A 25,814-nucleotide genomic window follows, 5' to 3' on the forward strand; every position below is an offset into this window, starting at 1 on the left:
ATGATGAAGTTATTGTATAATAAAAGTTGAAAATAAAAGGAGTGAGTCCCAATGGAGCAGGCGCTTTTTTTAAAAAAGGAGCAGCATCAGTTGAAAAATGGGTTGCAATTTAATTTTTGCGGATTCTCGAAATCACTGCCCTTCCATTCTTTTGGTCCGGCGATTCGGCAACAGTACATCTTACATATCGTGATGGAGGGCAAAGGAACCTATCAAGTCAAGAATCAGCAGTTTCACTTAAAAAAAGGGGATCTCTTTTTGATTCGTCCCGGTGATTCGACGTTTTATTTAGCGGATGGAGAAGATCCGTGGATGTATTGCTGGCTTTCTTTTAGTGGGGCAGATGCCGCAGAGCTTGTTTCCCATTCGCTGTTTAAAGAGGATCAGTATACGATGGTTTCTTCCGACATTCAAAAATACATTGAGGTGATTTTGGCTTGTTTTCCTTATGCAGCTGAGACGATTGAAAATGAGGTGCATTTGAGTGAGCTGGCTTACCGTTTTCTAGGGGTATTATTAGCAGATGGCGGAAAAATTCAAGTAGGCGAGCAAAAAAATTATTCACCACTGGCAGTGGAAGCGGTGGAATACATTGATGCTCATTATGGGGAGGCCTTAACGGTCGAAGGAATTGCCCAGCACTTAGCAATCAATCGCAGTCACCTGTCGCGCGTTTTTCGCAATCATATGGCGATTAGCTTGAAAGAATATATTCTGGGTGTACGGATTAATCGTGGGGCGTTTTTATTGTCCCAGACAGACAGATCGGTGGAGCAGATCGCGGAGGAAGTGGGCTTCAATAGTCTGGTGGTCTTTAGCCGTATGTTTAAAAAGATGACTGGCGAGACCGCCACGGCATATCGTAAACGAATGGAAAATGATGAGTTCACTAATGTCTCCTTAAATGAGATAAAGAAACGATTAAAGCAACAAGCCTTCGTGAACCGGGCCACTTAGGAAAGTGAGCGTTTACAAAGTTTTTTGGATACCCTATACTTAAATTAGAATGAGTTAGGAGGAACCTCCCATGAAAAAAGCGAGCGAAATGACGGTCGAAGAACTAGGGGCTTATATTGATCAGTCGGTGTTGAAGCCAGATTTCACGGAAACAGAGATTCGCCAATATATCCAGGAAGGGATCGATTATCATTGTGCGACGGTGTGTATCAATCCCGCTTCTTTGGATATTGCCGCGGAAATGCTAAAAGGGACAAATACGAAGATTTGTGTCGTTTGTGATTTTCCGTTTGGTACGAGTACGACCGCTTCTAAAGTGTTGCAGGCGGAGACTTATTGTCAGCGGGAAGATATTTACGAATTAGATATCGTGGCTAATTTTGGTTGGCTACGCAGTGGAAAATACGATGATGTGACGCGAGAGCTGAAGATCGTAGTGGAAGCGTGCCACGCTCATGGGACTGCCGTGAAGGTTATTTTTGAAACGGATACGTTAAACGAAGAACAAATTCGCCAAGCCTGTGAATGCGCGATTGCGGCAGAGGCTGACTTTGTTAAAACCAGTACCGGCTTTATTACGGGCTATGAAAGCAAAGGGGCTACGACAGAGGTCATCAAGCTGATGATGGATCAGTGCCAAGGCCGGATCAAGATCAAAGGCAGCGGTGGGATTCGCACACGAGAGCATTTTCTAGAACTAATTGATCTAGGCATTGATCGGATGGGCATCGGCTTTAAATCAACCCCTGTTGTCTTAGGATTGGACCAATAGCAATGGAAGAAGCGTTGATTTTTGAAACACGAGCGGCCTTTAGAAAGTGGTTGAGGAAAAACGCGACCACCAGTAAAGGGGTTTGGCTGACTTTTAGCAAGACCAAACGCCTTAAAACTTTAAAAGCTAGTGAAGCATTAGAAGAAGCACTTTGCTTTGGTTGGATCGACGGTTTGATGAAAAAAGTTGATAAAGATTCTTATCTTAAATATTTTTCGCTGCGCCGCAAAAACAGCAAATGGTCCCAGAAAAATAAAACCCTCGTCGCAAAACTGGAAAAAGCCGGATTGATGACTGAGTTGGGTCGGGAAAAAATCGTTGAAGCCAAGGAGAATGGTCAATGGGACAAAGCGACGCGACCGTCAGATATCACACCAGACCAAATCGCGCAACTGGCAAAATTACTTGAAGTCAATCAAGCGGCCTATAAAAATTTTCAAGAAATGTCGCCTTCGATCCAAAAAACCTATACTCGAGCTTATTTTGATGCAAAAACAGCCGCGGGCAAAGAAAAACGGTTGACTTGGATCATGGAACGAACAGAGCAGAACTTAAAACCGATGTAAATGCAAATGGACAGTCCTTGCTAGGACTGTCCATTTTTATCTTCGATCAATTAATGACTGATATAATGCTGAAGCGACTTTTGATAGATCGTGCCATTTTCATTACCGGTATTTAGCTGCTGGGCCAATAAATAGCCGATATAAGGTCCTGTCGTCAAACCGGAAGAACCAAGCCCACTAGCGACCAATAGCTCCGGACTTAACCGACCAAAAAAGGGCGCGAAGTCTGATGTATAAGCACGAGTTCCCACGCGATACTGCATTGGTGCGGAAAAAATTTGCTGTGGATCGGCTAAAAATTTGTGGGCACTGGAAGTAAGCTGTTGGAAAGCTTCCTGTGTTGCTGCTAAATCCCAGCCAGCCTCATTCTCATGGGTAGCACCAAGTAAAATTTTGCCATCCATGAAGGGAATCAAATCCGCCTCACCATCCAACATCGCTACAGGAAAAGTCCCACTGTCAGCAATCATCGTTTGAAACACTAGAAGCTGGCCTTTTTGTGGTCGTAAATCCACTTGGTAGCCTAAAGGAGCTAATAACTCTTTTAAGTGGGGGCCTGCCGTAATAATGATTTGATCGAAAGCGATCGATTGGTTATCCAACAAAATAGTCTGAGAATCACTTAGGGTGACTCGTTTAGCGATAAAATTTACGCCCTTTGCCTCGGCAGTTTGTTTCAAGCGTTTCAAATAGGCCTTGCCGTCTAGACGACCACCGCCACTGATTTTGATGGCTGGTACCGGTTTTAATAGTGGCAGGGCCGCTTTGGTTTGTTCCGGTAATAATTTTTCAATCGTGCCGATTTCTGGCGCGTCTTTTTTTCGTTCAGCAGCTAAGGCCAATAATTCTTCTAACTGTTTTTCTGGTCGGATAATCAGCGTGCCGGCTTGCTGATAAATCGTTTGATCTAGTTGATAGTCTTGCCGGAGTTTTGGAAAAAAGGCTGCTCCGTCTTTAGCTAATTGATACCACTTTTGATTGCGGCGCTTAGACAGCCAAGGTGAAATAATCCCTGCACTGGCAGAAGTTGCTTGCCCAATGCCTTCGTCAAATAAGGTCACGTCAAATTTATTCAAGTCTAAATAATTTGCCAGCGTCATCCCGATGATGCCGCCGCCGATGATTGCGATTCTTTCCACGTACTTCACTTCTTTCTGCTGTTGATTCTGCCATAAGAAAAAAAATTTTTCAAATAATCTGATATATTTTACTTTACCTGTCGTAGTAATTGACGTACAATGATTACAACGACAGATGAAGTAATCTTTAGGAGGTGGCAAAATGATTTCAAGCGATGGGATTCGCGGTTACAATGATGTAATCATTTTGTCCGTATTGAAGGAAGGGGATTCTTATGGGTATGCGGTCTCTCAAAAAATTCGCGAGATCAGTCAAGCAATCTACGTCATTAAGGAAACCACTTTATACTCCGCCTTCAACCGGCTAGAAAAAAATGATTATATCCGTTCCTATCCGGGAGAAGTGACCCACGGGAAAAAGAGAACGTATTATCAAATCACAGATAAAGGGCTGACTTTTTTAGCGGAAAAGCGCGAGGAATGGCAGCAGACTAAAAAAGTTGTGAACCGATTTATGAAAGAAGGGTAAAAAATGGAGACGATTAGAAATTATATAGAGACGTTGTTCCTTGAGTTTCCCAATACACAAGAAGTGCAGCGCGCGAAGCAGGAAATTCTATCTATTATGGAAGACCATTATTTGGCGTTGCTTGACGAAGGAAAAAGTGAACATGAAGCGATTGGGCAAGTGATCAGTGAGTTCGGCTCGGTAGATGAACTGCGAGAAGAGCTACAGTTCACTACGCGAGAACGGGAACCGGAAAATGGGATTGAAGAAGAGGAAATGTATTATTACCTTACGGAGCGCAAAAAAATCGCTTTGGGACTGAGTCTGGGGATCAGTGGCTGCTTGTTGGCGGTTGGAACGTTGATTGGACTGAGTGTTACTGGGTCACAGGTCTTTGGTGTACTGCTCTTTTTCATTATTTTAGCTGCGAGTGTGGGTGTGATTATTTATAATGGGATGCAGTTTGCAAAAATCGGCGCTCAGTTAAGTGATCGCTATGTATCGGCGTCGTTAAACGAAGAAGCCAATCGCATGAAGCAAGGCTATCAGAAAAGTTTTCAAATTAGTTTGGTCTTTGGTATTTGTATCTGTGTTTTATGCGTGGCTCCGGTCCTTTTTTTCCAGATGTTTACCTATGCGGAGTACGGCATTCCGATGATGTTTCTCTTTTTGGCAGTCGGTGTCTTCTTGATCATTTACGGCAGTATCAATTACACCAGTTTTGACAAGTTCATCACAGCAAAATATTTTGTCGTTGATGAGGACAAACCAGGTCCTAACGCGATGTATGAAAAGTATGGCGATTCAGCTCGCACCAAACATGTCCTTGAACGAATTTATTGGCCGCTGGTTACGATGATTTATTTTGGCTGGTCCTTTTTGACTCATTCGTGGGGCTATAGCTGGATGATTTTTGTCATGGCTGGAATTTTTTACAGTGTCGTGGAGGCCATCTTCATAAAAAAGTAGCATAGGCTATACACGTGATCTCGCAGCAGCTAGCTGCGGGATTTTTTTCAGTTATGCTTTTCGCAAGTTACTTAGTTTTTTGACTAATATTTCGGATTCGGCTGCGAATAAAAAAATTAGTTTTCCCACTAACGTTTTGAAGGGAGAAAACTAATTTTTTTTGCGTATTTATAAGCTCTTATTAAACTTCTTGATCTTTTTTATGGCCCATTCATAGTGGCTGGAAGTGGCTGACACAAAGTAGCTGCCTAGTGTACTTCCGCCGACCCACGAAAAGGCACCTTTAGAAAACAATTCATCATTTGAAAATTGTTGGGCTAAGTCGATTACTTTTTCATGGGTCGTTTGAAGAAGTTTCAAGGCTTCGTCATAGCTGGTAGCTTGATGTTTTTCCCAGAATTCTACATTCATCGCGCCGTAAGTTTTCCAATTATAGCCTTCTTTTAAAAACTGTTTAGGCGTACCTGCTTGATTTGCTTCGATCCAATCTAACAGTAATTGATGCCATTCGTATAGATGGATCAATACGTCTCTTAAATTTTTATCTCGCTTCCAGTGGGCTTGCTTTTCTTTTTCAACATCGAATGTAAAGGTCTGATTTAATTTTTCTGCTGGAATCGTGTTTAATAGATCCATCATTTTGGTATAGGATTAGTTGCTTGCATCCATGAGTTCATTTTTGTTTTTAGGTCGAGCCATGAGAAATCCTCCTAATCGATTGTGTTAAAAACAAGGGACGGACAGTCTTTCTATCTTTTATTTTAGCGAACCTCATTGGTTTAGTAAAGAAATCTCGGAGGCTCGTTTCTCATGCAATCTTTATACGTAAATCATTGACAAAAAATAGAAAGCAACTTAAACTAAAAACGAACATATGTTTGTTTTTTAGAGAGGTGATTTTGATGAATATTTACGAAGGAGAGCCAGTCAGAGATGTTTTTTGTATGGACTCAAAAAGTTTTTACGCTAGCGTTGAATGCGTGGAGCATGGCTGGCATCCATTAAAAACATTGTTGGTAGTCATGAGCGGTGATCGTGAAAATGCGGGCTTAGTGTTAGCTGCCAGTCCGATGGCAAAAAAAGTTTTAGGGATCAGCAATGTCAGCCGCGGATTTGAAATTCCCAATCATCCGGATTTGAAGATCGTACCGCCACGAATGACACTTTACATTCAGTATCATATGCGCATCCAAGAGATTTTCCGGCAATACATGGCGGAGGAAGATATTCATACATATAGCATCGATGAACAATTTGGTGATCTAACTCATAGTTGGAAATTATTCGGCAATAGCTCAGCTGAAGTCGGGCAGATGATCCAAAAAGAGGTCATTGAGAACCTGGGGATTTATACTTCTTTGGGAATGGGGGACAATCCCTTGCAGGCCAAAATCGCGATGGATATTGAAGCCAAGCATGAAAAAAATCGTTTTGCCCAATGGCATTATCAGGACGTACCGGAAAAAATTTGGCCAATCAAGCTTAGTGATTTTTGTGGGATCGGTCGTCGAATGGAGCGGCGTTATCAATTGATGGGAATGCAAACGATGGGGGATTTGGCCCATAATGATCCTTTTGTGTTGAAAAATCATTTTGGTGTGATGGGGATGCAGCATTACATGCATGCTTGGGGCATTGATCGCTCGATTCTAGCGGAGAAAGAGTTATATCCAAGCAAGGAAAAATCTATCGGCAATTCCCAAGTCTTGCCGAAAAATTACGCGCGTAAAGGGGAAATCTTAACAGTGGTTGCGGAGATCTGCGAACAAGTGGCGCAACGACTAAGAAAAGCGGGTGTTTTAGGCGGTACATTGCACTTAGGGATCGGCTATGCTTTTCGCGGCGGGGGAAAGGGCGGTTTTCATCATCAGTTAAAGATACCGCCCACCAATCAAGGACGAGCATTGACCCGTACCGCAAGTTTACTATTTGAAAAATATTGGGATCAATCAGAGGTCCGTAATATTTCCATCACCGTTTCGTCACTGAAGTCAGCCGGCAGTTTACAGTTGAATCTGTTTGAAGATCCGCGGCAGACGATCAAAGAAGATCAAATCGATGACGTGATCGCCCAAATTCGGAATCGCTACAAGTTTACTTCGATTGTCCGGGCCCATTCCTTGAGTGAAGGGGCAACAGCGATTAAACGAGCTGGTCTTGTTGGTGGACACGCAGGTGGGATGGAAGGAATGGATTGAGATGTCTTATGACGATGAAAGCGCGAAACAACTTTTTATGGAGGCAAAACGTGTGTATCAAGATCGCGGAATGATGAAGTGGATTGGTTTTTATTTGTCCGATCATACAGCGGTGTTAAATAAGGAATCAAAGCAGCGAAAACAGCTTTATTTTGATAAAGGTCAAATGAGTATGGAAGCCATTGGTGAGCTTTTGCAAGTAGCCTATCTGCAAAATAAACGTGTCGCGATCCAGCTAGAAGCGTTAGACAGTGAAGGTCAATTTTTCCCTGATCTGGTAGGAAAGATCAGCGGGCAGAAAGAGCAGCAGATTTTTTTAAATGAAGAAGAGCGTGGAGTCCTGCGCTTTGAGCTAGAACAAATCCATCATGTGGAACTATTAGGTCCTAAAAAAATTCTCACACCAAAAGATTAAAATAAATAAAGCCTTGGCAGGCCTGCCAAGGCTTTAAAAATTAGAAGAGCTGAATCTTATTTAACGGCCAAAATCGCAACACGACTTTTCCTTGAACTAAGGACTTATCGACAAAGCCGAAGATGCGGCTGTCTTTAGAGATCAAGCGATTATCCCCTAAAACAAAATAACTATTTTTAGGAACCGTCACGGAAAAATTATTCGTAAAGCTGTCCGCATTGGCTGCTTGCTCTTGGAAAGCTGAATTATAAGAATAGGTATCGAATAGTTTATCTTCTTTAAATTTCTTTTGATAATCCGTTAGATAGGATTCTTTGTATTCTTTTCCATTAATCGTTAAAACATTATCTTGCATTTCAATCTTGTCACCGGGTAACCCAATCACACGCTTGACGACGTAAAGATTGGTATTATCAGGTTCTTTGGTAGTAATGATGTCTTGTCTATCGATACTGGATACTTTCGATGAGATCAAGCGCTGCCCGTCATGCAATGTCGGGTCCATTGAGTGTCCTTCGACTTTAACTGGCGAGAAAACAAACGCCCGCGCCAAAAAAATCAAGAGAACAATAATAATGACTGGAAGCCATTCTTTTAATTTGCTGTTCATAGTTCACCTCACAATGTTACAGTTTATCATGCTTCTAAATAAAAAGCTCTTTTTAGCTTCTCCTTTAATAAAAATTAGTTATATTATAGGGGGCTGGAGAATTTTTTTCAATTATGGGACACTAGAGACAATCAAATATCAGAGGAGCAATGAAATGAAAAAGAATTATCCAGCAGCACCTATCTTGCCGCAACGATTTGCGTCGGATTTTTATTTAGAGGATGAAGCAAGCTTTGAAGCCGTTCATGGACTTGAAATGGATTTCAGCTATTTGACTTGCGAAAATCTAGTCATCCGCCATTCAATTCTAGAAAAGGTTACGATGCAACGGACGAAACTAATTCGTTTTGAAGCGGGAAACGTCGTCTTTAAGAATTGTGATTTTTCCAATTTAGAATGGATTGGTGGCAGCTTTCATCAAGTGGTATTTGAAAATTGTAAATTAACGGGTTGCAATTTTGCCGAGAGCTATCTTAGAGATTGTCATTTTAAAGATTCATTAATCAATTTTGGTTCCTTTAGTGCAACGAATTTGAAGAATGTCTGGTTTGAGAACTGTCAACTGTCTGATGGCGAGTTTTTTGAAGTGACGTGGAAACATTTATTTTTAGAAAAAAATAATTTGGAAAATAGTAATTGGCAGCGAACCAAATTAGCTGGTCTGGACTTTACCAGCAATTCTTTCAGTAAAATCGCTTGTTCAATGGAACAGTTGAAGGGCTTAAAAGTCGATTCCTATCAAGCGCTGGTGATTGCGGCAGGGTTAGGCTTGGAGATCGTGGAGGGCTAAATGGAAAAAGCAAAAGACATGATTGAAGGAATCCCAATTCTTCGGTGGGGTGAGACGAGTGACAAAATAGTTTTAGCTTTTCATGGCGATCAATCTCATAAAGAAGACACGGTCATTCAATTGTTGGCTGAAGCCGCTGTCCCCAAAGGCTATCAAGTGTGGAGCTTTGATCTGCCGGAACATGGTGAGCGAAAAGGCCAACCCTACGCTTTGAATCCGCCAAATGTAGTAGCGGATGTCGAAAAAATCCTTTTTGAACACCAGCAAGCGCAGCAGATCACTTTATTCGGCTGTAGCATCGGAGCTTATTTTGCGATGCTGGCAGGACAAGCCAAGAATATCCAGCAAAGTCTTTTTTTATCGCCCATCGTGGATATGCGGGAATTAATCGAAAATATATTGGATTGGTCACGACTGACGCCGGCCGATTTACGACGTGAAAAACGAATAAAAACACCTTTTAATACCTTGGCGTGGGAGTATTATTGCTATGTTGTCGAGCATCCAATTCAATGGACTGTTTCAACAAAAATTTTATATGGCGGTAAGGATCAGTTGACGAGCCGAAAGACCATTGAAAAATTTGCTCGTCCGTCAATGATCGATTTGACGATCTTTGCAACTGGTGAGCATTTCTTTCACACGCCTACACAGCTGTCTTTCTATCAGCAGTGGTTAACATCCAATCTATAAAAAACTTTCAGCTTAATCGGCTGAGAGTTTTTTTTAGTGCGTGGCTGGTTTAACTAGCTTTATGGTTGAAAAAAGGATTGTCTAGTAAATTTTTGGTAAAAGATTTCATAAGTAAATTTAAAGATAATCGGATTTTATATATAAATTTTTGCTATTTTATGACAAAAAAAGTAGGATGATTGTGAAAGTAAATATAAGTAAACTTGTTAGGTGAGGCTCCTAAACAAACATAGGCTATTGCGCAGAAACGTCGAAAGACGCCAATGTGTAAAACAGGAATTGTCGGATTAAGGCTTTTCATAAAATAGCTAAGAGTAATTCTTTACGTTGTTTAGTGCTAAAACTCAGACGATGAGATTGATTGTGTGAGCCACCAAACTTGTTAGTTTTTTCGCTAACGTTTGGTGTCTTTTTGTTTTCTTGCTTTGAACTCTCTCGCCGCAACAATTACTTGATGAGAGGGAGAGATGAATATGATAAAAAAAAGAAAGATCGATTGGCTGTTGTTACTACCTTATTTGGGGGTAAGCCTAATCGGTCTTTTAATGGTCTTCAGCGCGAGTTCTTATCGATTGACAACGGAAGGAAAAAATCCGCTATCGTTGTTTAGCAAGCAAGCGATTTTTATCCTGTTAAGTTGGTTATTAATTGGAATTATTTATCATGTAAAAAGCAACGTCTTACTAAAAAGTATAGTGGCAAAAGGTTTGTTGGCAATCGGCTTAGTCAGTTTATTGTTAGTCAAAATAAACGGGGTCACAATCAATGGCGCACAAAGATGGGTTTCCATATTTGGTATTCAATTTCAGCCATCAGAGGTAACAAACGTCGCATTGATCTTGTATTTAGCCTACTTTTTCCGAAAAAAACGGGCCAGACACCAATTGTGGAGACCTGGTGTGCTGGTTTTACTTAGTGGTCTATTAATTTTACTGCAGCCGAAAGTGACGGGAGCAATTATTATTTGGGGGATTGCCTTCGTGCTCATTACTACTGCAGAAATTCCATACCAGCTTTCGCTTTTACTTTTTTTAGGATTGATTGTCGGTATCGTACTAGTTGCTGGAATGATTCTTTTTTTGGGTAGTCACGAGTTGCTGCCACAATTATTTGCGCACACGTATGAACGCATTCGTCTGGTCAGAGATCCCTTCTTAGATTCTTACGGGCAAGGATTTCAAATGAGTAATTCTTATTACGCTCTTTATAATGGCGGATTTCTCGGTCGGGGGTTAGGAAACAGCATTACAAAAAAAGGGTATTTACCCGTTGCCGAGACGGACTTCATTTATTCAATCATGGTGGAGGAATTAGGGGTAATTGTCGCATTGATTGTATTGGCATTGATTTTTTTGATCGCGCTACGTTTATTCGTGCTAGCGGCAAAGGAACGGTGTCAGCAGGTAAGTTTGATCTATTTTGGGGTAGGAACATTAATACTACTCCAAACAAGTATCAATGTTGCCAGTATTTTGGGACTGATTCCCATGACCGGAGTTCCTTTACCGTTCATCAGCTATGGTGGTACCAGCTATTTAATCCTTTCAGTAGCGCTTGGGATTTGTTTAAAATTTGCTTCGGAGGTTCGATCCAATGACGAGACGTTTGAGCAACGAATTTAATTATTCACTTTTTTTACCGATTTTTTTGTTTTATTTAATCAGCATCGCTGTTCAATTTTTGGCGGCTGAACTTGACGACGTGAATGTCAAAGGAGTTGTGGTGAAACAGATCATTTTTTGTTTACTGTCGCTGTTGGTAATGGTAGTCGTCAGTAAAATTAAAACCGCTAGCTTATTACGGTATGCTCCGCTTTTTTATGTCTTGTCGCTCGGTGTGATGACACTGTTATATTGGTTTTATGATCCGGCAATGTATCACCTGACGAATACGAAGCGCTGGTTGAGGCTCGGCCGTTTTTCTTTTCAACCATCCGAGTTGATGAAATTAAGTTTTACTCTTTTGATGGTTCGGCTCACACTGACTGAGGAAAGAGGCGAACAGCAGCGGACGATAAAGAGCGATTTTCATTATTTGAAAAAAATTCTGTTGTTTAGTTTGCCAACCTTTCTATTGATGTTTATGCAACGGGATTTTGGGACAAGTTTAGTATTTATCGCTATTTTAGGAGCGCTATTTATTATTTCCGGTGTGCATTGGAAAATCTTGGCAACGATCACTGGTATCGGTGCGGCACTCGGTAGCACTTTACTAGTATTAGTATTCAGCGAATGGGGAAATCGATTGCTTTACGGTCTGCATTTTAAGACGTATCAATTGGATCGTGTTCGAGCGTGGGCTGATCCTTTCCAATACAAAGATTCGATCGCCTATCAGCAAGTCCAGAGCCTTTACGCGATTGGCAGTGGTGGTTTATTTGGGCGAGCGACAGAGCAAGCTTCGGTATATGTCCCGGTTCGCGAATCCGACATGGTCTTTACCGTAATCGCTGAGAGCTTTGGTTTCATCGGCAGTGCATTTGTGATTTTTCTTTATTTTTATTTGTTTTATCAAATCCTTTCCAGTGCAATAAAAACGAATAATAAAGCAAATCTGTATCTAGCGGTAGCCTTCGTCTTTGGCTTGCTGTTTCAAATTTTTGAAAATATTGGAGCCGCTATTGGCATTTTGCCATTGACGGGGATTCCATTACCGATCTTGAGCCAGGGTGGGACTTCCTTGATCGTGTTAGGGATCGGATTCGGTATGATGTTGGGCTTTAAAAAAAAGAATGCAGTTTGAAGAAAAGGGGATATCTATGCGAAAAAAATTTACTTTACTAAGTGTTTGCGCGCTTTCTGTAGCGCTAATTTTTATGATCGGAGTAGCAATAAACGCTCAATGGCTCAATCATTTGGATGATTTCTTTATGGAAAATCGTCTAGTGAATATCTCGTTTTTGACGGTGTTTACAGGAGTGGTGGCAAAAGTAGCAACGATTGGCCCAATGCTGATTATTTTCAGTTTTCTCGCGTTCTTTTTGTGGCGAAAACAGCAGCGAGCTTTAGCCATTTGGTGTTTAGGCAATCTGATTTTTGTCAGTGGAGTCGGCTATTTATTAAAGCAAGTCTTTCAACGAACGCGCCCCGAGCAAGTGCAATACATCGCGCGTTCATCTTATAGTTTTCCCAGCGGGCATTCACTGCTAGTAATGACACTGATTGGCTCTATCTGCTTAATTTATTTTTTTATGAATAAAAAAATGCCAGCCCTTGTCAAAGTTGGGGTGGGGTTGTTAGTATTTGTGATTGCAGGCGGTCGAATTTATCTAGGTGTTCATTTTATCAGTGATGTCATCACGGGCTTATGCTTAGGACTAGGCCTTACATTCGGCAGTGGAAGCTTGTTTTACTCTTATTTGCATTCAGCAAACTCAAGGTTGAAAAAAGCGGAAGACGTCAAATTTGTAAAATGGCAAACGATTTTATTAAGTATGTTGGCTTGTGTAGTGGTCCTAATCACTGGGTTAAGCGTCTTTGCCCTGAAGTTTTATCATAGTTCGCAACATGCGGCGGATTCGATGTATGCGCCGATTGAACGAACCGGGGAGGTAAAAACACCGGAAGCTTCTGAGCCAATCAGTATTTTAATTTTAGGAATCGCAAATGATGCCAAAAGAAAAACGGATTTTCGCGCCAATACGATTATGGTGGCAACCTTAAATAACCAAACGAAGGAAACAACGCTAGTAAGTATTCCTCGTGATGCGTTCGTGGAGATCGTTGGTGCAGATTATCAAGATAAAATCAATCATGCCCATTCGATCGGTGGACCAGAAATGATGATCGATACGGTGGAAAAATTTTTAGCTATTCCGATCCATCACTATATGGCGGTAAATATGGATGGCTTACAAACATTGGTGGACGCAGTCGGTGGCGTCACGGTAGATAACGCTTTTGCTTTTTCAGCTGAGGGAATTGATTATCCAAAAGGCAAACAGCACTTGGACGGTTGGGAAGCATTACAGTATTCCCGGATGCGCTACGAAGACCCCACGGGTGATTACGGACGACAAGGCCGACAACGAGAGGTGATGGAATTATTAATCAATCAGCTGCTCTCAACCAAAAGTTTGTTTAATTATCAAAAAATTTTAGCTGGGATCGGAGAAAATGGCAAGACGGACCTAACCTTTAATCAAATGCAGAAAATTTTGACAGGTTATCACACGAGTCTAAGGAAAATCAATAGTCAGCAAGTCCAAGGAGAGGGATTTACTGGCGATGGGTTCACTGGTGAAGCCGGGATTTCCTATCAGGAGATTCCACAAGCAGAAGTGGAACGCGTGAAAAAAATTCTCTTTAAACAATTAAATCTATAAGTAAGCCAAGTAGTAGTCAGTCGGTTGGAGCATACAAACATTTCGAAAAGCAAAGATCTCTCACGGTTAAATTTCCTGCTTTAAGTAAAAATTGCGCTATAATAGCTACAAGAAAGGCGGGAAATTATGCTTAGTCAAATAGGATTATTACTTGTGACCGGTGTTCTAGCCGGAATTTTAGGCTCGATCTTAGGGATCGGCGGCGGAATTATTTTAACGCCATTTTTGACGTTAGTTATGGGTTTGGATATCAAATATGCGATTGCTGCTAGTATCGTCTGTGTGATCGCCACCAGTTCAGGAGCAACGATTGCTTATTTAAAGGATGATATGCTAAATTTGCGGGTGGCCATGTTTTTGGAAATTGCTACTACTATCGGTGCGATCGTCGGAGCGCTGCTTTCCGGAATTGTACCAACCGGGTTTCTATTTATTTTATTCGGTGGTTTTTTATTGTTTTCCGTGGTGAATATGATTCAAAAGTTGCGGGGAAAATCAGCCGAACAGATCCAGTCCTCTGCCAGCAATTCATTGGCGGAAAAGTTAAAGCTGAATGGTTCGTATTATGATAAGGTGCTGGACCAACAAATTGATTATCAAGTTGAAAAGGTTCCGGGAGGTTTTGCTATGATGTTTGGTGCCGGGATTGCCTCGGGACTCTTAGGAATCGGCAGTGGTGTCTTCAAGGTGACGGCGATGGATACCATCATGAAAATGCCGTTAAAACCATCCAGCGCTACGAGTAATTTAATGATGGGTGTGACCGCCGCAGCCTCTGCGATGGTCTACTTTTTCAGTGGTGCAATCCTGCCGCAGATCGCGGCTCCACTCGCTTTAGGTGTATTAGGTGGAGCGACGATCGGCTCGCGCATCATGCAGCGATTGAAGCCAGTTGTGATTCGCATGATCTTTATTCCGATTCTATTGATCATGGGCATTCAAATGGTATTGCGAGGATTCGGGGTGATTAACTAATGGAGGACAAAGAAGAGATTTTGGCGATTGAACGCTCGATCGGCTATATTTTACGGATCGGTGTCATTGTTTCGGCGGTAATCATTGTTATCGGCATGCTTTTATTGTTCATCCAGCCAAGTGCACAGGCGGTTCCCAACAATTTACCGATGATCATTCACGGTTTGCTCCAATTAAATGGGGAAGCCTTTATTATGTTAGGCTTATTTTGTTTAATTCTGACACCCGTTCTACGAGTGGTGGTTTCGATTTTTGCGTTTGCCAAAGAAAAAGATTATCTATACGTTTGGATCACTGTGATTGTTTTAGTGATTTTAGTGATTGGCATGAGCTTGGGCTTGGTAGAAAAATAATTTGAATAGACGTTTTTTTCCGTTAGTTCCAGTGTTAAAATAGATAAAACTAAAGGGGGACTACGATGATCACTATTCGCACAGCAACGCCGGCAGATGCAGCCGCGTTACGCAAAATTTATGCACCATATGTGACTGAGACGACCATTACATTTGATTACGAAGTTCCTAGTGAAGCGACCTTTGCCAATCGGATCGCTGAAACGATCGTAACGTATCCGTATTTAATCGCTGAGGATCAGGGAGAAATTATCGGCTACGCCTATGCTCATGCCTATAAAGAACGCGCCGCTTATGATTGGGCGGTGGAGGTCAGTGTTTATGTGGATCGCCAAAAGCAGGGTAAGGGAGCGGGTAAACGTCTTTACCAAGCGTTGGAAGCGGCATTGAGAAAACAAAATGTAGCGATCTTGACCGCCTGCATTACCGGCGGAAATCAAGGCAGCTTGCAATTTCATGAGAGGCTAGGCTATCAATCGGCAGCTCTCTTTCCCAAAATTGGGTACAAGTTTGAAGCCTGGCATGATGTCATTTGGCTGCAGAAATTTTTACGAAAGACGGAAGGCGCGTTACCAGCGTTTATTCCTTTTTCTGAATTATAAACAAAAGCCAGTCAGCGATTGTTCATCGCTGACTGGCTTTTTGTTAACTTCTTCTCGTTAAAATCTGGCTAGTTAATCGCTCTAATTTTTCTTTCGTACCACGTTCGTTGGTGGGTAATTTTCGAATGTCTTTTAGAGCTTTTTTTGTATAGTCGGCCGCCAAGTCTTGAGTAAAGGCAGCGCCACCTAATTCAATCACGAGCTGTTGCACCGCCGCCGTATCGGCATCAGACATTTGGTCTTTCTTTTCTAAATAAGGTAGCAAGCGTGCTGGGTCTTTTTTTAGGGCATAGATCAAAGGCAGAGAGTAGACTCCTTGACGCACGTCTTCTAACACCGGTTTGCCTAACGTAGCGGCATCTGCTTGATAGTCCAACAGATCATCCATGATTTGGAAGGCAATACCGATATTGTGGCCAATCTCACCGGCTTTTTTTGCAAAGCGTTCACTACTGCCACTTTCGAAAGCACCGGCAAAACAGCTTAAAGAAAATAATTCAGCTGTCTTGCCGGAAATATTTTCTAAATAATCTTCAATGGTTTGATCGGTTCGATAACGATCATCCATTTGGCCTAATTCACCGTCTAAAATTTTTTCCATACTGCGGGAGTTTAATTGTAGGCTCCTTAACGAGGTAGCATAATCGGATAATAATTTGAAACAGCAAATAAATAAGTAATCCCCCGCATAGACTGCCGTGTCATTTCCGAAAGTCGAGCGAATCGTCGGCAATCCCCGGCGCAAGGTGGAATCATCGACAATATCATCGTGAATCAAAGTGGCGGTGTGGAGCATTTCGATGGCTGCCGCTAGCGAGGTAGCTTTTTTTTGATCCTGTTCGGGACCAAATTCGGCAAAGAGTAACTGATAAGCCGGGCGTAATAATTTGCCGCCAGCGTGGATCATTTCCAGCACCGCGTGTTCGACTTTTTTATTTTTTAACTTAACGACATCTTCCATTAAATAAAGCGTCGTTGTCAGTTGTTTTGCAAGCTCAGGATAGTCTTGCCACATTGGATGAAGGATCATTTTTGATAGCCTCCGGATCTTTTTTTATTCTTTTTTTCCAGCTCATAGTTCAACTGGAATTTTTTTAAAGCTTGCACATGAACGAGTAAGTAATTGCCTGCGATTCCAATCGTGATCCCCGCGAGAATCCCAAATAAAGACATGACGGGAAGATAGAGCATGACCGTCCAGGATTGGGCAATCCAACTTGCAACTAGTAATTGTCCGACGTTGTGAAGAAAGCCGCCGGCAGCACTGATACCGATGATGCTGACGCGTTTAGGACCGAGACTTTTGACCAGCAGCATGCCGAAATAGCTTAGCATAGAACCACTCATACTATATAAAAAGGTCGAGATCGTTCCGCCTAGTAAAGTCGTCAAGATCAAGCGCATCCAAACTAACCGAAAACTGTCTCTCTTAGGCATGGTAAAAATCGCGATAATCGTGATTAGATTAGCCAAGCCAAGCTTTGCACCAGGAGCAAAGGCAAAAGGCGAAGGAATCATATTTTCAACTAAACCTAAAATGACTCCTTGGGCAACTAAAAGCGCTATGTAGATCAATTTTTGAGTCTTATGCATGATACAGACAGCTAATAAATGACACTGCCGGTTTCACCTCCATCTGAGGCTTTTACTTCGATTAATAATTTGTGCGGCAGGCAGACGATCGTTTCCCCAGATTGATCAATCCAACCTCGGCGGACACAAATTTGATCCCCGCAATTCGCTTCTTTGATCCGAATCTTAGTGCCTTTGATTTCGATCAAATTATAATCACCGTCTGGATCGGTGTAGCGATAAGTATAGGATTGCTTTTCGTCGTTGAGATCGAAGCTTTTAATTTCTTTTCCATCAACGGAAAGAACCGCTTGTTGAGTGGGGGCCTCATTCACACGATTGATACTGAAGACGACGATGGGGGCAAAAGAAAGCAAGATCAATAGCAAAACAATGATCCCATCCCAAGGTCGCAACAAACTATTTTTTACAAAATACTTCAGCTTCAAGAGTTACACCCCTTTGTTTTTTCATACAGTGAATCGTTCCAATCATAACATAAAGAAAGTCCTAAAGAGGGAAATAAGCCCTTTAGAACTTTCTTTCATAAATAATTCAATTTTTAGTTTATTTTTTGCCGTAGATCGAGCGAGGAGTCCCATACCACCATTTGCCGACGGTCCGTTGAATCCAAGGAATCACCCAACGGTCAAGACCTAATGCACGACCAGAACCGTTCATTAATGCGAAGGCAACAAAGATGAACCAGATGTTGACCCAATAGAACATGCCAGATAGGCAGAAGACAATCGTCAAACCAATTGTGGCAGCGCTGGCTAACCAAGTGAATAATCCAAAGATCAAGGCTAACGCGATCCCGATTTCAACGAAGGTCATGAATTTTTGCATGAACAACGCCACGTCTTGATTTGGCATCATGACTTCCATGATTTTTGAGAACCAATGAGGCATTTTTTCAAAGACAGGCATTGGGTTTTCCCCAAAGGCATAGCTGAAACCAAAGTGCGTTGCTTGCGTCGCTGTCGCAGCGGCAGCATCTGTCGCGCCGCCAGCAGCACCAGTTGCCGCAGTTGTTGCTTCAGCCGCATGAGAGCCAGCCGCAGAAGCGCCAGTAGTTACTTGTTCTTGCAACCAAGGGAATGGGAAGACCACTTTGTCAGTAAACCAAGAGCCATCGCCAAACCAAGAAGTTGGATTCAAGTAATGACCATCACCAACGACTTTTTTAGACGATTCGATCAACCACATAGAACCGTAGAAAACGCGTAGTGGCACACTCCACAAAACATTGCCGTAACGTGAAGAATGTCCGCGAGTCACGTTGCGATCATTTTTGATATGGAAGAATTCGTGCATCATGTATTGGAACATGTAGTAGCCAGAACGCATATCAAAGAAATATTTCAAGTTGACGATATGTTTCATTACAATCGCCATGAAGCCGGCCATGTGGACTTTGTCCATTAAGTTGGCAACGCCCCATTTTGAACCAATGGAAACCATGAAGCCTTGGTAATTACTTTTGAATTCGTGCTTTTCAGTGTTTTTAACTTTGGCAACGATATTCGCCGCAGCCGTATGAGCTGTTTGTTCTGCAGCTTGAACGATCTGTGGAGTTGGGCGGCCGTCACCCTTTTCTTCGTAGTGAACCAAGTCACCGACGATGTAGATGTCTTTGTCTTCGTAGCCTTTAGCTTGCATATATTCGTTCGCATACAAACGTTGTCCGCGAGCTGCTTCAAGTCCAAAGTCCGCCGCATCAGACGTTCCTTTGACACCAGCAGTCCAAATCAAGGTATTGGTCGGAACTTGTGAGCCGTCTTTTAAGACGATGTGGTCAACAGTGACTTCAGTGATTGGGGCACCTTTTTTCAATTGAATGCCCTTTTTCATCATAAAGCGTTCGGCTTTTTCAGCGTCTTTACGATCTAACATGTTCAAAATCGTTGGAAGAGCTTCGACAACCATCAAAGTAAATTCTTCAGGACGTAATTTGAATTCTTTTGCTAAAACATTTTTCCATTCCATCAATTCACCGATCATTTCGATCCCAGTGAATCCAGAGCCACAGACAACAAAGGTCAACATTGCGCGACGAGTTGCTTCGTCAGGCTCCAAGGCAGCTTTTGCAACGGTATCTTCGATGTGCTTTCTGATCTTGATGGCATCTTCCATTGACCATAGGGTGAAGCCGTGTTCTTTGACCCCAGGCGTGCCGAAGTCGTTCGGTTCGCCTCCCATACCGATAATCAATTGATCAAATGGGTACTTGCCTAATTTAGTAGTAACAATTTTTTTATCCTTGTCGATACCGGTTACAGTATCAGTCACTAATGAAACATTTTTTTGACGTGCGAACAAACGTTGCAAGTCGTATTGCACTGCGTCTGGTTCTACGCGTCCGCCGGCTACTTCGTGTAGCTCGGTCATCATTGTATGGTAAGAATGACGATCGATTAATGTAATCTCAGCATCATCTTTTTTTAGCTTCTTAGATAAAAATTTCGTTGCCGCGACACCAGCATAGCCTGCGCCTACAACGACAATCTTTTCTTTTGCCATTGAAAATCCGCTCCTTAATATTTGTATGATAATTACTGCACATAGAATGATAATTGATAATTGCTGAACAATCGAACTTATTATACATATACTTTGTTTTTTTGTCTATTGTAATTATTCTTAGCTGATATCAACATCATTCTAATAATTAAATTAAAAAAATAATGTAATCGACAAAAAATAGTGTACAAATTTCAACAAGTAGATTAAAATGATTCTTGTTTAAAGAATCACAAAAAATAAAAAAGGTGGAGTTTATTCATGAAAATGAAAAAAATAGTATCAGGGTTTGCGGTAGTGGCATTTTCAACACTAGCTTTAGCAGCCTGCGGGGGAAGCAACGATAAAGAAGCAGCTTCAAACTCATCAACAAGTTCTTCAGAAGCAGCCAAACCAGCAGAAAAAGAAGCTGGCGGCGATCTTAAAGATGGCAGCTATAAATTAGAAGAAAAAAATTATGATCATGGTTACCGCGTTGTTTTTGACATGACTGTTAAAGATGGCAAAATTACAAAATCAAACTATGATTACTTAAACGAAGATGGCAAATCAAAACAAAAAGATGCTGACTACGAAAAGAGCATGAAAGAAAAAACAAAGACTGGTCCTAAAGAATACATCCCAGCTTTAAATAAATCATTAGAAGAAACACAAAACCCAGATGCAGTTGAAGTTGTAACTGGTGCGACTCATTCTAGCGAAAACTTCAAGAACTACTCTCAACAATTAGTTCAAGCAGCTCAAGCTGGCGACACAAAAACAATCGAAATCGACAATGGCGCTGCAATGAAAGACGGCACTTACAAATTAGAAGAAAAGAACTACTCTAATGGCTACCGTACAATCTTCAGCATGACTGTTGCTGGTGGAAAAATCACCGAATCAAACTTTGACATGGTTGACAAAGATGGCAAATCTAAAAAAGATGACGCTGACTATGAAAAGAACATGAAAGCTAAAAGCGGTGTTGGACCAAAAGAATACATCGAACAATTAAACAAAGGTTTAGTTGAAAAAGGCGCTCCTGCTGATGTTGAAGTTGTAACTGGTGCGACTCATTCTTCACACGCTTTCCAAACTTACGCAGCACAATTAGTAAACGCTGCTGAAAAAGGCGATACAAACACAATCCAAGTAGACAACATTGTTACTAAAAAATAATTTTTAACCTCCTTAGGGAATCTGAAAAAGAGCTGGGATCTCCCAGCTCTTTTTTTAATACTTTTTAAGCATTTATTTTCTTGATTAACAATTAGAGCTAAGCAAAAAAGGCTATGAAAATCGCCCCGAAAGAGCTATGATAAGGTGAAAAAATTTTACAATATACAAGGGGAGTATTTGTGTGAAGAAACGACTAGCAATGGTATTTTTAGGAGTATTGATGATTCTACTGACCGCTTGCGGCAGCAGTAAACCAAAAATAAATGAGAAACCATATGAAGATAAACAATTTTTAATGGGTACATATGTCCAGATCAGAATTTATGATGATGATAAAAAAGCAGCCTTGAAGCCGGCCTTTGATCGAGTGAAGGAATTGGCGGATAAAATCACGGTGAATCAAAAAGGTTCAGAGATCGATGCCATCAATGCGGCGGCAGGAGAAAAACCGGTAAAAGTTACCGACGATATGTATTATTTGTTGAAGGAAGCTTACAAATATAGTAAAGATTCTCAAGGCGGTTTTGATATGGCGATTGGTCCAATCACTTCGATGTGGCGCATCGGCTTCCCAGATGCTCGCAAACCAGCGCAAAGTGAAATCGATCAGGCCTTGAAATTAGTCAACTATCATGATGTTGAATTCAATGATGAGGACAAAACGGTCTACTTGAAAGAAAAAGGCATGAAGCTGGATCTTGGCGCGATTGCTAAAGGCTACATTACTGATGAAGTGATCAAGGTACTAAAGAAAAATGATGTAACGACTGCTATCGTCGACCTTGGCGGGAACGTGTACGTTTTAGGCCACAGTCCGCGAAATGACCAAAAAGAAGACTGGACGGTCGGCATCCAAGACCCGAACCAAGCAAGAAATGTTGTTTTAGGAAGTGTTCCGGAAAGCAATAAATCTTTGGTAACGTCTGGTATCTATGAGCGCTATCTGGAAGTTGACGGTAAAACTTATCATCACTTATTTAATCCGAAGACGGGTTATCCCTTTGATAACGACATTGCCGGCGTTACGATCATCTCTAAAAAATCTATTGATGGTGATGGACTATCTACAGCAGTCTTTTCAATGGGTGTCAAAAAAGGAATTGCTTATGTTGATACGCTAAAGGATACGGAAGCAATCTTTGTCACAAGGGATGATAAAATTTACGTCACAGCTGGAATCAAGGATGATTTCAAGATCAATCCAGAAGCTGGTTATACTATGGGAAATGAAAAGGATTTGAAATAAAATGACCTTAAAAAGTTTTTTTGACTTAGTAGAGATCCGTACGAAATTAGCGAGCTTGTTTCCATTTCTGATTGCGGTGTTGTTCACCAATACTTACTTCCATTCCTTTCATTTAGGAAAGACCCTCTTTTTCTTCTTGGGAATGGTCGCGTTTGATATGGCGACGACCGCGATCAATAATTATATGGATTTTCGCAAGGCCCACTCTGAAACATATAAGTATCAAGAAAACGTGATTGGCAAAGATCAGCTATCGGAGCAGACCGTCGTGGCGATTATTTTCGGCTTGATTGGGTTTGCGGCGATCGTCGGCATCACGCTGGCGATCCAAACCGGTTGGCTTTTATTAGTCATGGGTTGTGCTTGTTGTTTCATCGGGGTCTTTTACACTTACGGACCGATTCCGCTATCACGGATGCCGCTAGGGGAATTATTCAGCGGTGTAACGATGGGGTTGGGCATCTTTGCGATTACGATTTATTTGAACACCTTCGATCAAAAGCTTTTTTTCTTAGAGCTGGATCTAAAGCACTTTGCCTTAACCGGCAGTACCACCGCTGCTTTAGCTGTGATTTGGGCATCTTTGCCGTTGATCGCTACGATCGCGAATATCATGTTGGCCAACAATCTTTCTGATTTGGAACAAGACATTGAGAACCATCGGTACACCTTGCCGTTTTATCTTGGCCGCAAAAACGGTGTGATTTTATTTAATTTATTGATGTATTGTTCTTATGTGGCGATTATTGTCGGTTGGATCGCAGGAATTTATCAATGGCCAATCCTATTGACGTTCGTCAGTCTTTTAAAAGTTTATCCACAAACCAAAGCTTTCACTAAAAAACAAATCAAAAGTCAAACTTTTGCGATGTCTATTAAAAATCTCGTCGCTTTCAATAGCTGTTACGGGTTAGGGCTGTTAGTGACGCTGCTTTGGCAAGCGCTAAGCTAAAGTTGAAAAGTGAAGGATTAAGAAGAGGAGTTACACATGGAAAATAGTAAGAACTTGAAGCCTGAATTCAACCGAATGACGAAAGAGCATTTCTTTGAACTTGTTCAGATTCGCACAAAAATGGCGGGAGTCTTTCCCTTTGTGATTGCCGTTTTATTTACGAATACCTATTTTCATTCATTCCATCCAGGAAAAACGATTTTTTTCTTTTTCGGATTGTTGGCATTTGATTTGGCGATTACCGCGATCAATAATTATATGGATTTTTTAAAAGCTCATTCAGAAAAATACAAATACGAAGAGAACGTCATCGGACGGGAAAATTTGTCAGAGAAGACGATCCAACGATTAATTTTGGGCTTGGTTGGTTTTGCGGCGATCGTCGGCTTCACCTTAGCGATTCAAACGGGCTGGTTATTGCTATTAATGGGTTTGGCATGTTGTTTTGTGGGTGTTTTTTACACATACGGTCCGATTCCTTTGTCGCGGATGCCTTTGGGGGAGATTTTCAGTGGTGTGACCGAGGGTCTAGGCATCTTTGCCATCACGACTTATATTAATACCTATGATCAACGACTTTTTTATATGGAGCTGGATTTCAAACATTTCGCGCTGACAGGAAACCCAATAATTATTCTGGCCTTGGTGTGGGCGGCTTTGCCACTGGTGATGACCATTGCCAATATCATGCTGGCAAACAATATTAGTGATTTGGAGCAAGACGTTGAAAACCACCGTTATACATTGCCTTTTTATATCGGTCGTCAGTGGAGTCTACGTTTGTTTAATTTGTTGGCGTACGCCCCGTATCTCGTTATTTTGATTGGCTGGCTCGCTGGCATTTATCAATGGCCGATTTTATTGGCGTTTATCAGTCTGGTGAAGGTTCATGGACAAACAAAAATCTTTACGAAAGAACAGATCAAAAGCAAAACATTTCCCATGGCAGTGGAAAACTTGATCGTGTTTAATAGCTTTTACGCGTTGGGACTGTTAGCGACATTGATTCTGCAAAAAGTCTAAAAAAAGGTTGGTGAGTTTGTACTCACCAACCTTTTTTATTTGTGTAGCTGAATGGCTAGTACGATCAAACTTATGATACCTAAAAGAGTAACGATCATAAATAATCCTTTGTCCCGCTTTGTCGCAAAAATAGGGCGCTTGTAAGTATGACTGTTCCATAGCCAAAAGACAAAGCCTAATGCATAGATGCCGACACAATAGAGTAAATTCAAGCCGCCAGAGGAATAGAGCATATAGATGCCATAAATAATTCCCCCCAAAGCCAACCACTTTTGACCAACATGTTGTTTCTTGCTGGCGACTTTCCATAAAAAGGCCGCCGATAAAATATAAGGAACCAGCACCATCGTAGTCGCCGTATCGGTCACTGCTTGAAAGGCGTCCATTGCCCAGCGAGAAATTAGAAAGACGATTTGCATGATCACGCCGTTTAAAATCAAGGCATTAATCGGGGCATTTTGTTTATTGGCTTTCCCTAAGAAAGCTGGGAACATTTTGTCTTGTGCCGCGTCAAATGAAATTTCCGCCGCTAAAATTGTCCAAGAAATCCATGCACCTAAGACGGAGATAATGACTCCGATATCAATCATACGAGCTGCCCAAACGCCTGTCGAAGCGCGAAGTACACCGCTAAGAGAGGGACTTGGTAAGGCCGCTAATTGTTCTTGTGGCAAGGTACCGAAGCTTAACATGACGATCAACACATAAATTGCTAGTGTCGTTGAATAACCAATCAAGGTTGCTCGACCAACATCTTTTGCCCGTTTTGCTCGACCGGATAAAACGACAGCACCTTCGATTCCGACAAAAACCCACATCGTTTGCAACATCGCGTGACGAATTTGTGTCGGAACACTTCCAAGATGGTTTCCGCCGCTAAGTACATTTTTGGCAAAAACGTCCATTGAAAAAATATGATACTTAAAATGGATGAATAATAGCAAAATCGCTAGGGCAATCGGGACTACTTTGGCGGCAGTCGCCACCGTGTTTAAAATACTGGCGGTGCGAATCCCACGAGCCACAAGAAAGACCACGCCCCAGATCATAAACGTTCCTAAGAAAAGCCCGATTTGTCCACCAGAACCGCCGATAGCAGGAATGAATTTACTCAAGGCATCTAAAAATAGAATCACGAAGGAAACATTGCCGATAATATTGCTGAGCCAGTAGCCCCAGGCAGAATTAAAACCGACGTAATCGCCGAAGCCGTCCTTCGCATAATAATAAATTCCGCCGATGATCTCCGGTTCTTCATTGGAAAGGGTTTGAAAGACCTTCGCGATAAAGAAAACACCGACACCAGTAATAACCCATGCAAATAGGGAAGCAATAACGCCAGCGGATTGCGATATACTGCTAGGCAGATTGAATACGCCGCCTCCTAACATCGATCCAATAACAATCATACTTAAGCCCAGCAAACTCACTTCTTTGGTGTGGTTGCCAGACGTTTGATTTTGTTCCATAATCTTCCTCCTAAAAAACACTTCTTTTATTCAAGCATATTTACCTAAAAATAGCCA

The 25,814-nt window shown here is 41.7% G+C and carries 27 protein-coding genes and 1 riboswitch; of the genes, 19 read left to right on the forward strand and 8 right to left on the reverse strand.

Annotated features, from left to right (window positions below; genetic code table 11):
- Window positions 1-51: 51 nt before the first annotated feature.
- The 3 genes from RV00_RS10325 (at window position 52) to RV00_RS10335 (ending at window position 2,295) form a co-directional block, all read left to right on the forward strand.
- Entirely contained in the window at window positions 52-957 is a 906-nt protein-coding gene (locus RV00_RS10325) for an AraC family transcriptional regulator (protein WP_071862524.1), read from the forward strand.
- Between the two features lie 70 nt (window positions 958-1,027).
- Window positions 1,028-1,729 carry a deoxyribose-phosphate aldolase gene (gene deoC, locus RV00_RS10330; RefSeq protein WP_071862525.1) on the forward strand — a complete coding sequence of 234 codons (702 nt, stop codon included), beginning with the start codon at window positions 1,028-1,030 and terminating at the stop codon, window positions 1,727-1,729.
- 2 nt (window positions 1,730-1,731) lie between these two features.
- A complete protein-coding gene (locus RV00_RS10335; RefSeq protein ID WP_071862526.1) occupies window positions 1,732-2,295 on the forward strand; it encodes a YdeI/OmpD-associated family protein in 564 nt (187 codons plus the stop codon).
- Window positions 2,296-2,345: 50 nt separating this feature from the next.
- Here the strand turns inward: RV00_RS10335 and RV00_RS10340 are convergent, their stop codons facing one another.
- The gene (locus tag RV00_RS10340) at window positions 2,346-3,434 is read right to left on the reverse strand and encodes an NAD(P)/FAD-dependent oxidoreductase (protein ID WP_071862527.1); all 1,089 of its coding nucleotides are present in this window, start codon (window positions 3,432-3,434) and stop codon (window positions 2,346-2,348) included.
- Between the two features lie 142 nt (window positions 3,435-3,576).
- On the opposite strand from RV00_RS10340, the gene RV00_RS10345 reads away from it, so the two are divergent.
- Both RV00_RS10345 and RV00_RS10350 read left to right on the forward strand, forming a co-directional pair.
- Window positions 3,577-3,903, forward strand: a complete 327-nt coding sequence (locus tag RV00_RS10345) for a PadR family transcriptional regulator (protein WP_071862528.1) — start codon at window positions 3,577-3,579, stop codon at window positions 3,901-3,903.
- 3 nt (window positions 3,904-3,906) lie between these two features.
- The gene (locus RV00_RS10350; protein WP_071862529.1) at window positions 3,907-4,851 is read left to right on the forward strand and encodes a permease prefix domain 1-containing protein; all 945 of its coding nucleotides are present in this window, start codon (window positions 3,907-3,909) and stop codon (window positions 4,849-4,851) included.
- Window positions 4,852-5,019: 168 nt separating this feature from the next.
- On the opposite strand, the gene RV00_RS10355 is transcribed toward RV00_RS10350, so the two are convergent.
- Window positions 5,020-5,490, reverse strand: coding sequence for a ClbS/DfsB family four-helix bundle protein (locus RV00_RS10355; RefSeq protein ID WP_249024089.1), 471 nt, complete (start codon window positions 5,488-5,490; stop codon window positions 5,020-5,022).
- Between the two features lie 263 nt (window positions 5,491-5,753).
- On the opposite strand from RV00_RS10355, the gene RV00_RS10360 reads away from it, so the two are divergent.
- Together RV00_RS10360 and RV00_RS10365 are read left to right on the forward strand one after the other, a co-directional pair.
- The gene (locus RV00_RS10360; protein ID WP_071862530.1) at window positions 5,754-7,049 is read left to right on the forward strand and encodes a Y-family DNA polymerase; all 1,296 of its coding nucleotides are present in this window, start codon (window positions 5,754-5,756) and stop codon (window positions 7,047-7,049) included.
- Entirely contained in the window at window positions 7,027-7,464 is a 438-nt protein-coding gene (locus RV00_RS10365) for a hypothetical protein (protein WP_249024090.1), read from the forward strand. Before RV00_RS10360 ends, RV00_RS10365 begins: the two co-directional genes overlap by 23 nt.
- A 40-nt stretch (window positions 7,465-7,504) precedes the next feature.
- Here the strand turns inward: RV00_RS10365 and lepB are convergent, their stop codons facing one another.
- Window positions 7,505-8,074, reverse strand: a complete 570-nt coding sequence (lepB, locus tag RV00_RS10370; protein WP_071862532.1) for a signal peptidase I — start codon at window positions 8,072-8,074, stop codon at window positions 7,505-7,507.
- Between the two features lie 154 nt (window positions 8,075-8,228).
- Here lepB and RV00_RS10375 point away from each other — a divergent pair, with 154 nt between their 5' ends.
- The 8 genes from RV00_RS10375 (at window position 8,229) to RV00_RS10410 (ending at window position 15,811) form a co-directional block, all read left to right on the forward strand.
- Complete coding sequence (locus RV00_RS10375) at window positions 8,229-8,864, forward strand: pentapeptide repeat-containing protein (RefSeq protein WP_071862533.1); 636 nt, start codon at window positions 8,229-8,231, stop codon at window positions 8,862-8,864.
- On the forward strand, window positions 8,865-9,557 hold the full coding sequence (locus tag RV00_RS10380; RefSeq protein WP_071862534.1) for an alpha/beta hydrolase: 693 nt from the start codon (window positions 8,865-8,867) through the stop codon (window positions 9,555-9,557).
- Between the two features lie 195 nt (window positions 9,558-9,752).
- Window positions 9,753-9,920: riboswitch (M-box (ykoK) riboswitch) on the forward strand.
- A gap of 110 nt (window positions 9,921-10,030) precedes the next feature.
- Window positions 10,031-11,179 (forward strand): FtsW/RodA/SpoVE family cell cycle protein, encoded by a 1,149-nt coding sequence (locus tag RV00_RS10385; RefSeq protein ID WP_084133285.1) that lies wholly within the window; start codon window positions 10,031-10,033, stop codon window positions 11,177-11,179.
- On the forward strand, window positions 11,151-12,299 hold the full coding sequence (locus tag RV00_RS10390) for an FtsW/RodA/SpoVE family cell cycle protein (protein ID WP_071862536.1): 1,149 nt from the start codon (window positions 11,151-11,153) through the stop codon (window positions 12,297-12,299). The genes RV00_RS10385 and RV00_RS10390 overlap by 29 nt, the downstream gene beginning before the upstream one ends.
- Window positions 12,300-12,315: 16 nt before the next feature.
- Window positions 12,316-13,881, forward strand: a complete 1,566-nt coding sequence (locus tag RV00_RS10395; RefSeq protein WP_071862537.1) for a phosphatase PAP2/LCP family protein — start codon at window positions 12,316-12,318, stop codon at window positions 13,879-13,881.
- Between the two features lie 126 nt (window positions 13,882-14,007).
- Entirely contained in the window at window positions 14,008-14,856 is an 849-nt protein-coding gene (locus tag RV00_RS10400; RefSeq protein ID WP_071862538.1) for a sulfite exporter TauE/SafE family protein, read from the forward strand.
- A complete protein-coding gene (locus RV00_RS10405) occupies window positions 14,856-15,209 on the forward strand; it encodes a DUF1634 domain-containing protein (protein WP_071862539.1) in 354 nt (117 codons plus the stop codon). Before RV00_RS10400 ends, RV00_RS10405 begins: the two co-directional genes overlap by 1 nt.
- Before the next feature lie 68 nt (window positions 15,210-15,277).
- Window positions 15,278-15,811, forward strand: a complete 534-nt coding sequence (locus RV00_RS10410; protein WP_169818951.1) for a GNAT family N-acetyltransferase — start codon at window positions 15,278-15,280, stop codon at window positions 15,809-15,811.
- A gap of 43 nt (window positions 15,812-15,854) precedes the next feature.
- Here the strand turns inward: RV00_RS10410 and RV00_RS10415 are convergent, their stop codons facing one another.
- The 4 genes from RV00_RS10415 to RV00_RS10430 all read right to left on the reverse strand — a co-directional run bounded on the left by RV00_RS10415 (window position 15,855) and on the right by RV00_RS10430 (window position 19,906).
- Window positions 15,855-16,841, reverse strand: coding sequence for a polyprenyl synthetase family protein (locus RV00_RS10415; RefSeq protein ID WP_071862541.1), 987 nt, complete (start codon window positions 16,839-16,841; stop codon window positions 15,855-15,857).
- Entirely contained in the window at window positions 16,838-17,404 is a 567-nt protein-coding gene (locus RV00_RS10420) for a Gx transporter family protein (RefSeq protein ID WP_071862542.1), read from the reverse strand. The genes RV00_RS10415 and RV00_RS10420 overlap by 4 nt, the downstream gene beginning before the upstream one ends.
- Before the next feature lie 11 nt (window positions 17,405-17,415).
- A complete protein-coding gene (locus RV00_RS10425; RefSeq protein WP_071862543.1) occupies window positions 17,416-17,832 on the reverse strand; it encodes a NusG domain II-containing protein in 417 nt (138 codons plus the stop codon).
- A gap of 118 nt (window positions 17,833-17,950) precedes the next feature.
- Window positions 17,951-19,906, reverse strand: a complete 1,956-nt coding sequence (locus tag RV00_RS10430) for an FAD-dependent oxidoreductase (protein WP_071862544.1) — start codon at window positions 19,904-19,906, stop codon at window positions 17,951-17,953.
- A 261-nt stretch (window positions 19,907-20,167) separates the two neighbouring features.
- Between RV00_RS10430 and pplA the strand changes: the two genes are divergently transcribed.
- The 4 genes from pplA to menA (RV00_RS10450) all read left to right on the forward strand — a co-directional run bounded on the left by pplA (window position 20,168) and on the right by menA (RV00_RS10450) (window position 24,288).
- Window positions 20,168-21,067 (forward strand): extracellular electron transfer flavoprotein PplA, encoded by a 900-nt coding sequence (gene pplA, locus RV00_RS10435; protein WP_071862545.1) that lies wholly within the window; start codon window positions 20,168-20,170, stop codon window positions 21,065-21,067.
- A 199-nt stretch (window positions 21,068-21,266) separates the two neighbouring features.
- On the forward strand, window positions 21,267-22,313 hold the full coding sequence (locus RV00_RS10440; protein WP_379925914.1) for an FAD:protein FMN transferase: 1,047 nt from the start codon (window positions 21,267-21,269) through the stop codon (window positions 22,311-22,313).
- 1 nt (window position 22,314) lies between these two features.
- Window positions 22,315-23,265, forward strand: a complete 951-nt coding sequence (menA, locus tag RV00_RS10445) for a 1,4-dihydroxy-2-naphthoate polyprenyltransferase (RefSeq protein ID WP_071862547.1) — start codon at window positions 22,315-22,317, stop codon at window positions 23,263-23,265.
- A 36-nt stretch (window positions 23,266-23,301) separates the two neighbouring features.
- Window positions 23,302-24,288, forward strand: coding sequence for a 1,4-dihydroxy-2-naphthoate polyprenyltransferase (gene menA / locus RV00_RS10450; protein WP_211272386.1), 987 nt, complete (start codon window positions 23,302-23,304; stop codon window positions 24,286-24,288).
- Between the two features lie 35 nt (window positions 24,289-24,323).
- Here the strand turns inward: menA (RV00_RS10450) and RV00_RS10455 are convergent, their stop codons facing one another.
- Entirely contained in the window at window positions 24,324-25,757 is a 1,434-nt protein-coding gene (locus RV00_RS10455) for a basic amino acid/polyamine antiporter (protein ID WP_071862548.1), read from the reverse strand.
- Window positions 25,758-25,814 lie beyond the last annotated feature (57 nt).

Origin of the sequence: Enterococcus devriesei (assembly GCF_001885905.1) — a bacterium.
Taxonomy (GTDB): Bacteria; Bacillota; Bacilli; order Lactobacillales; family Enterococcaceae; genus Enterococcus_A; species Enterococcus_A devriesei.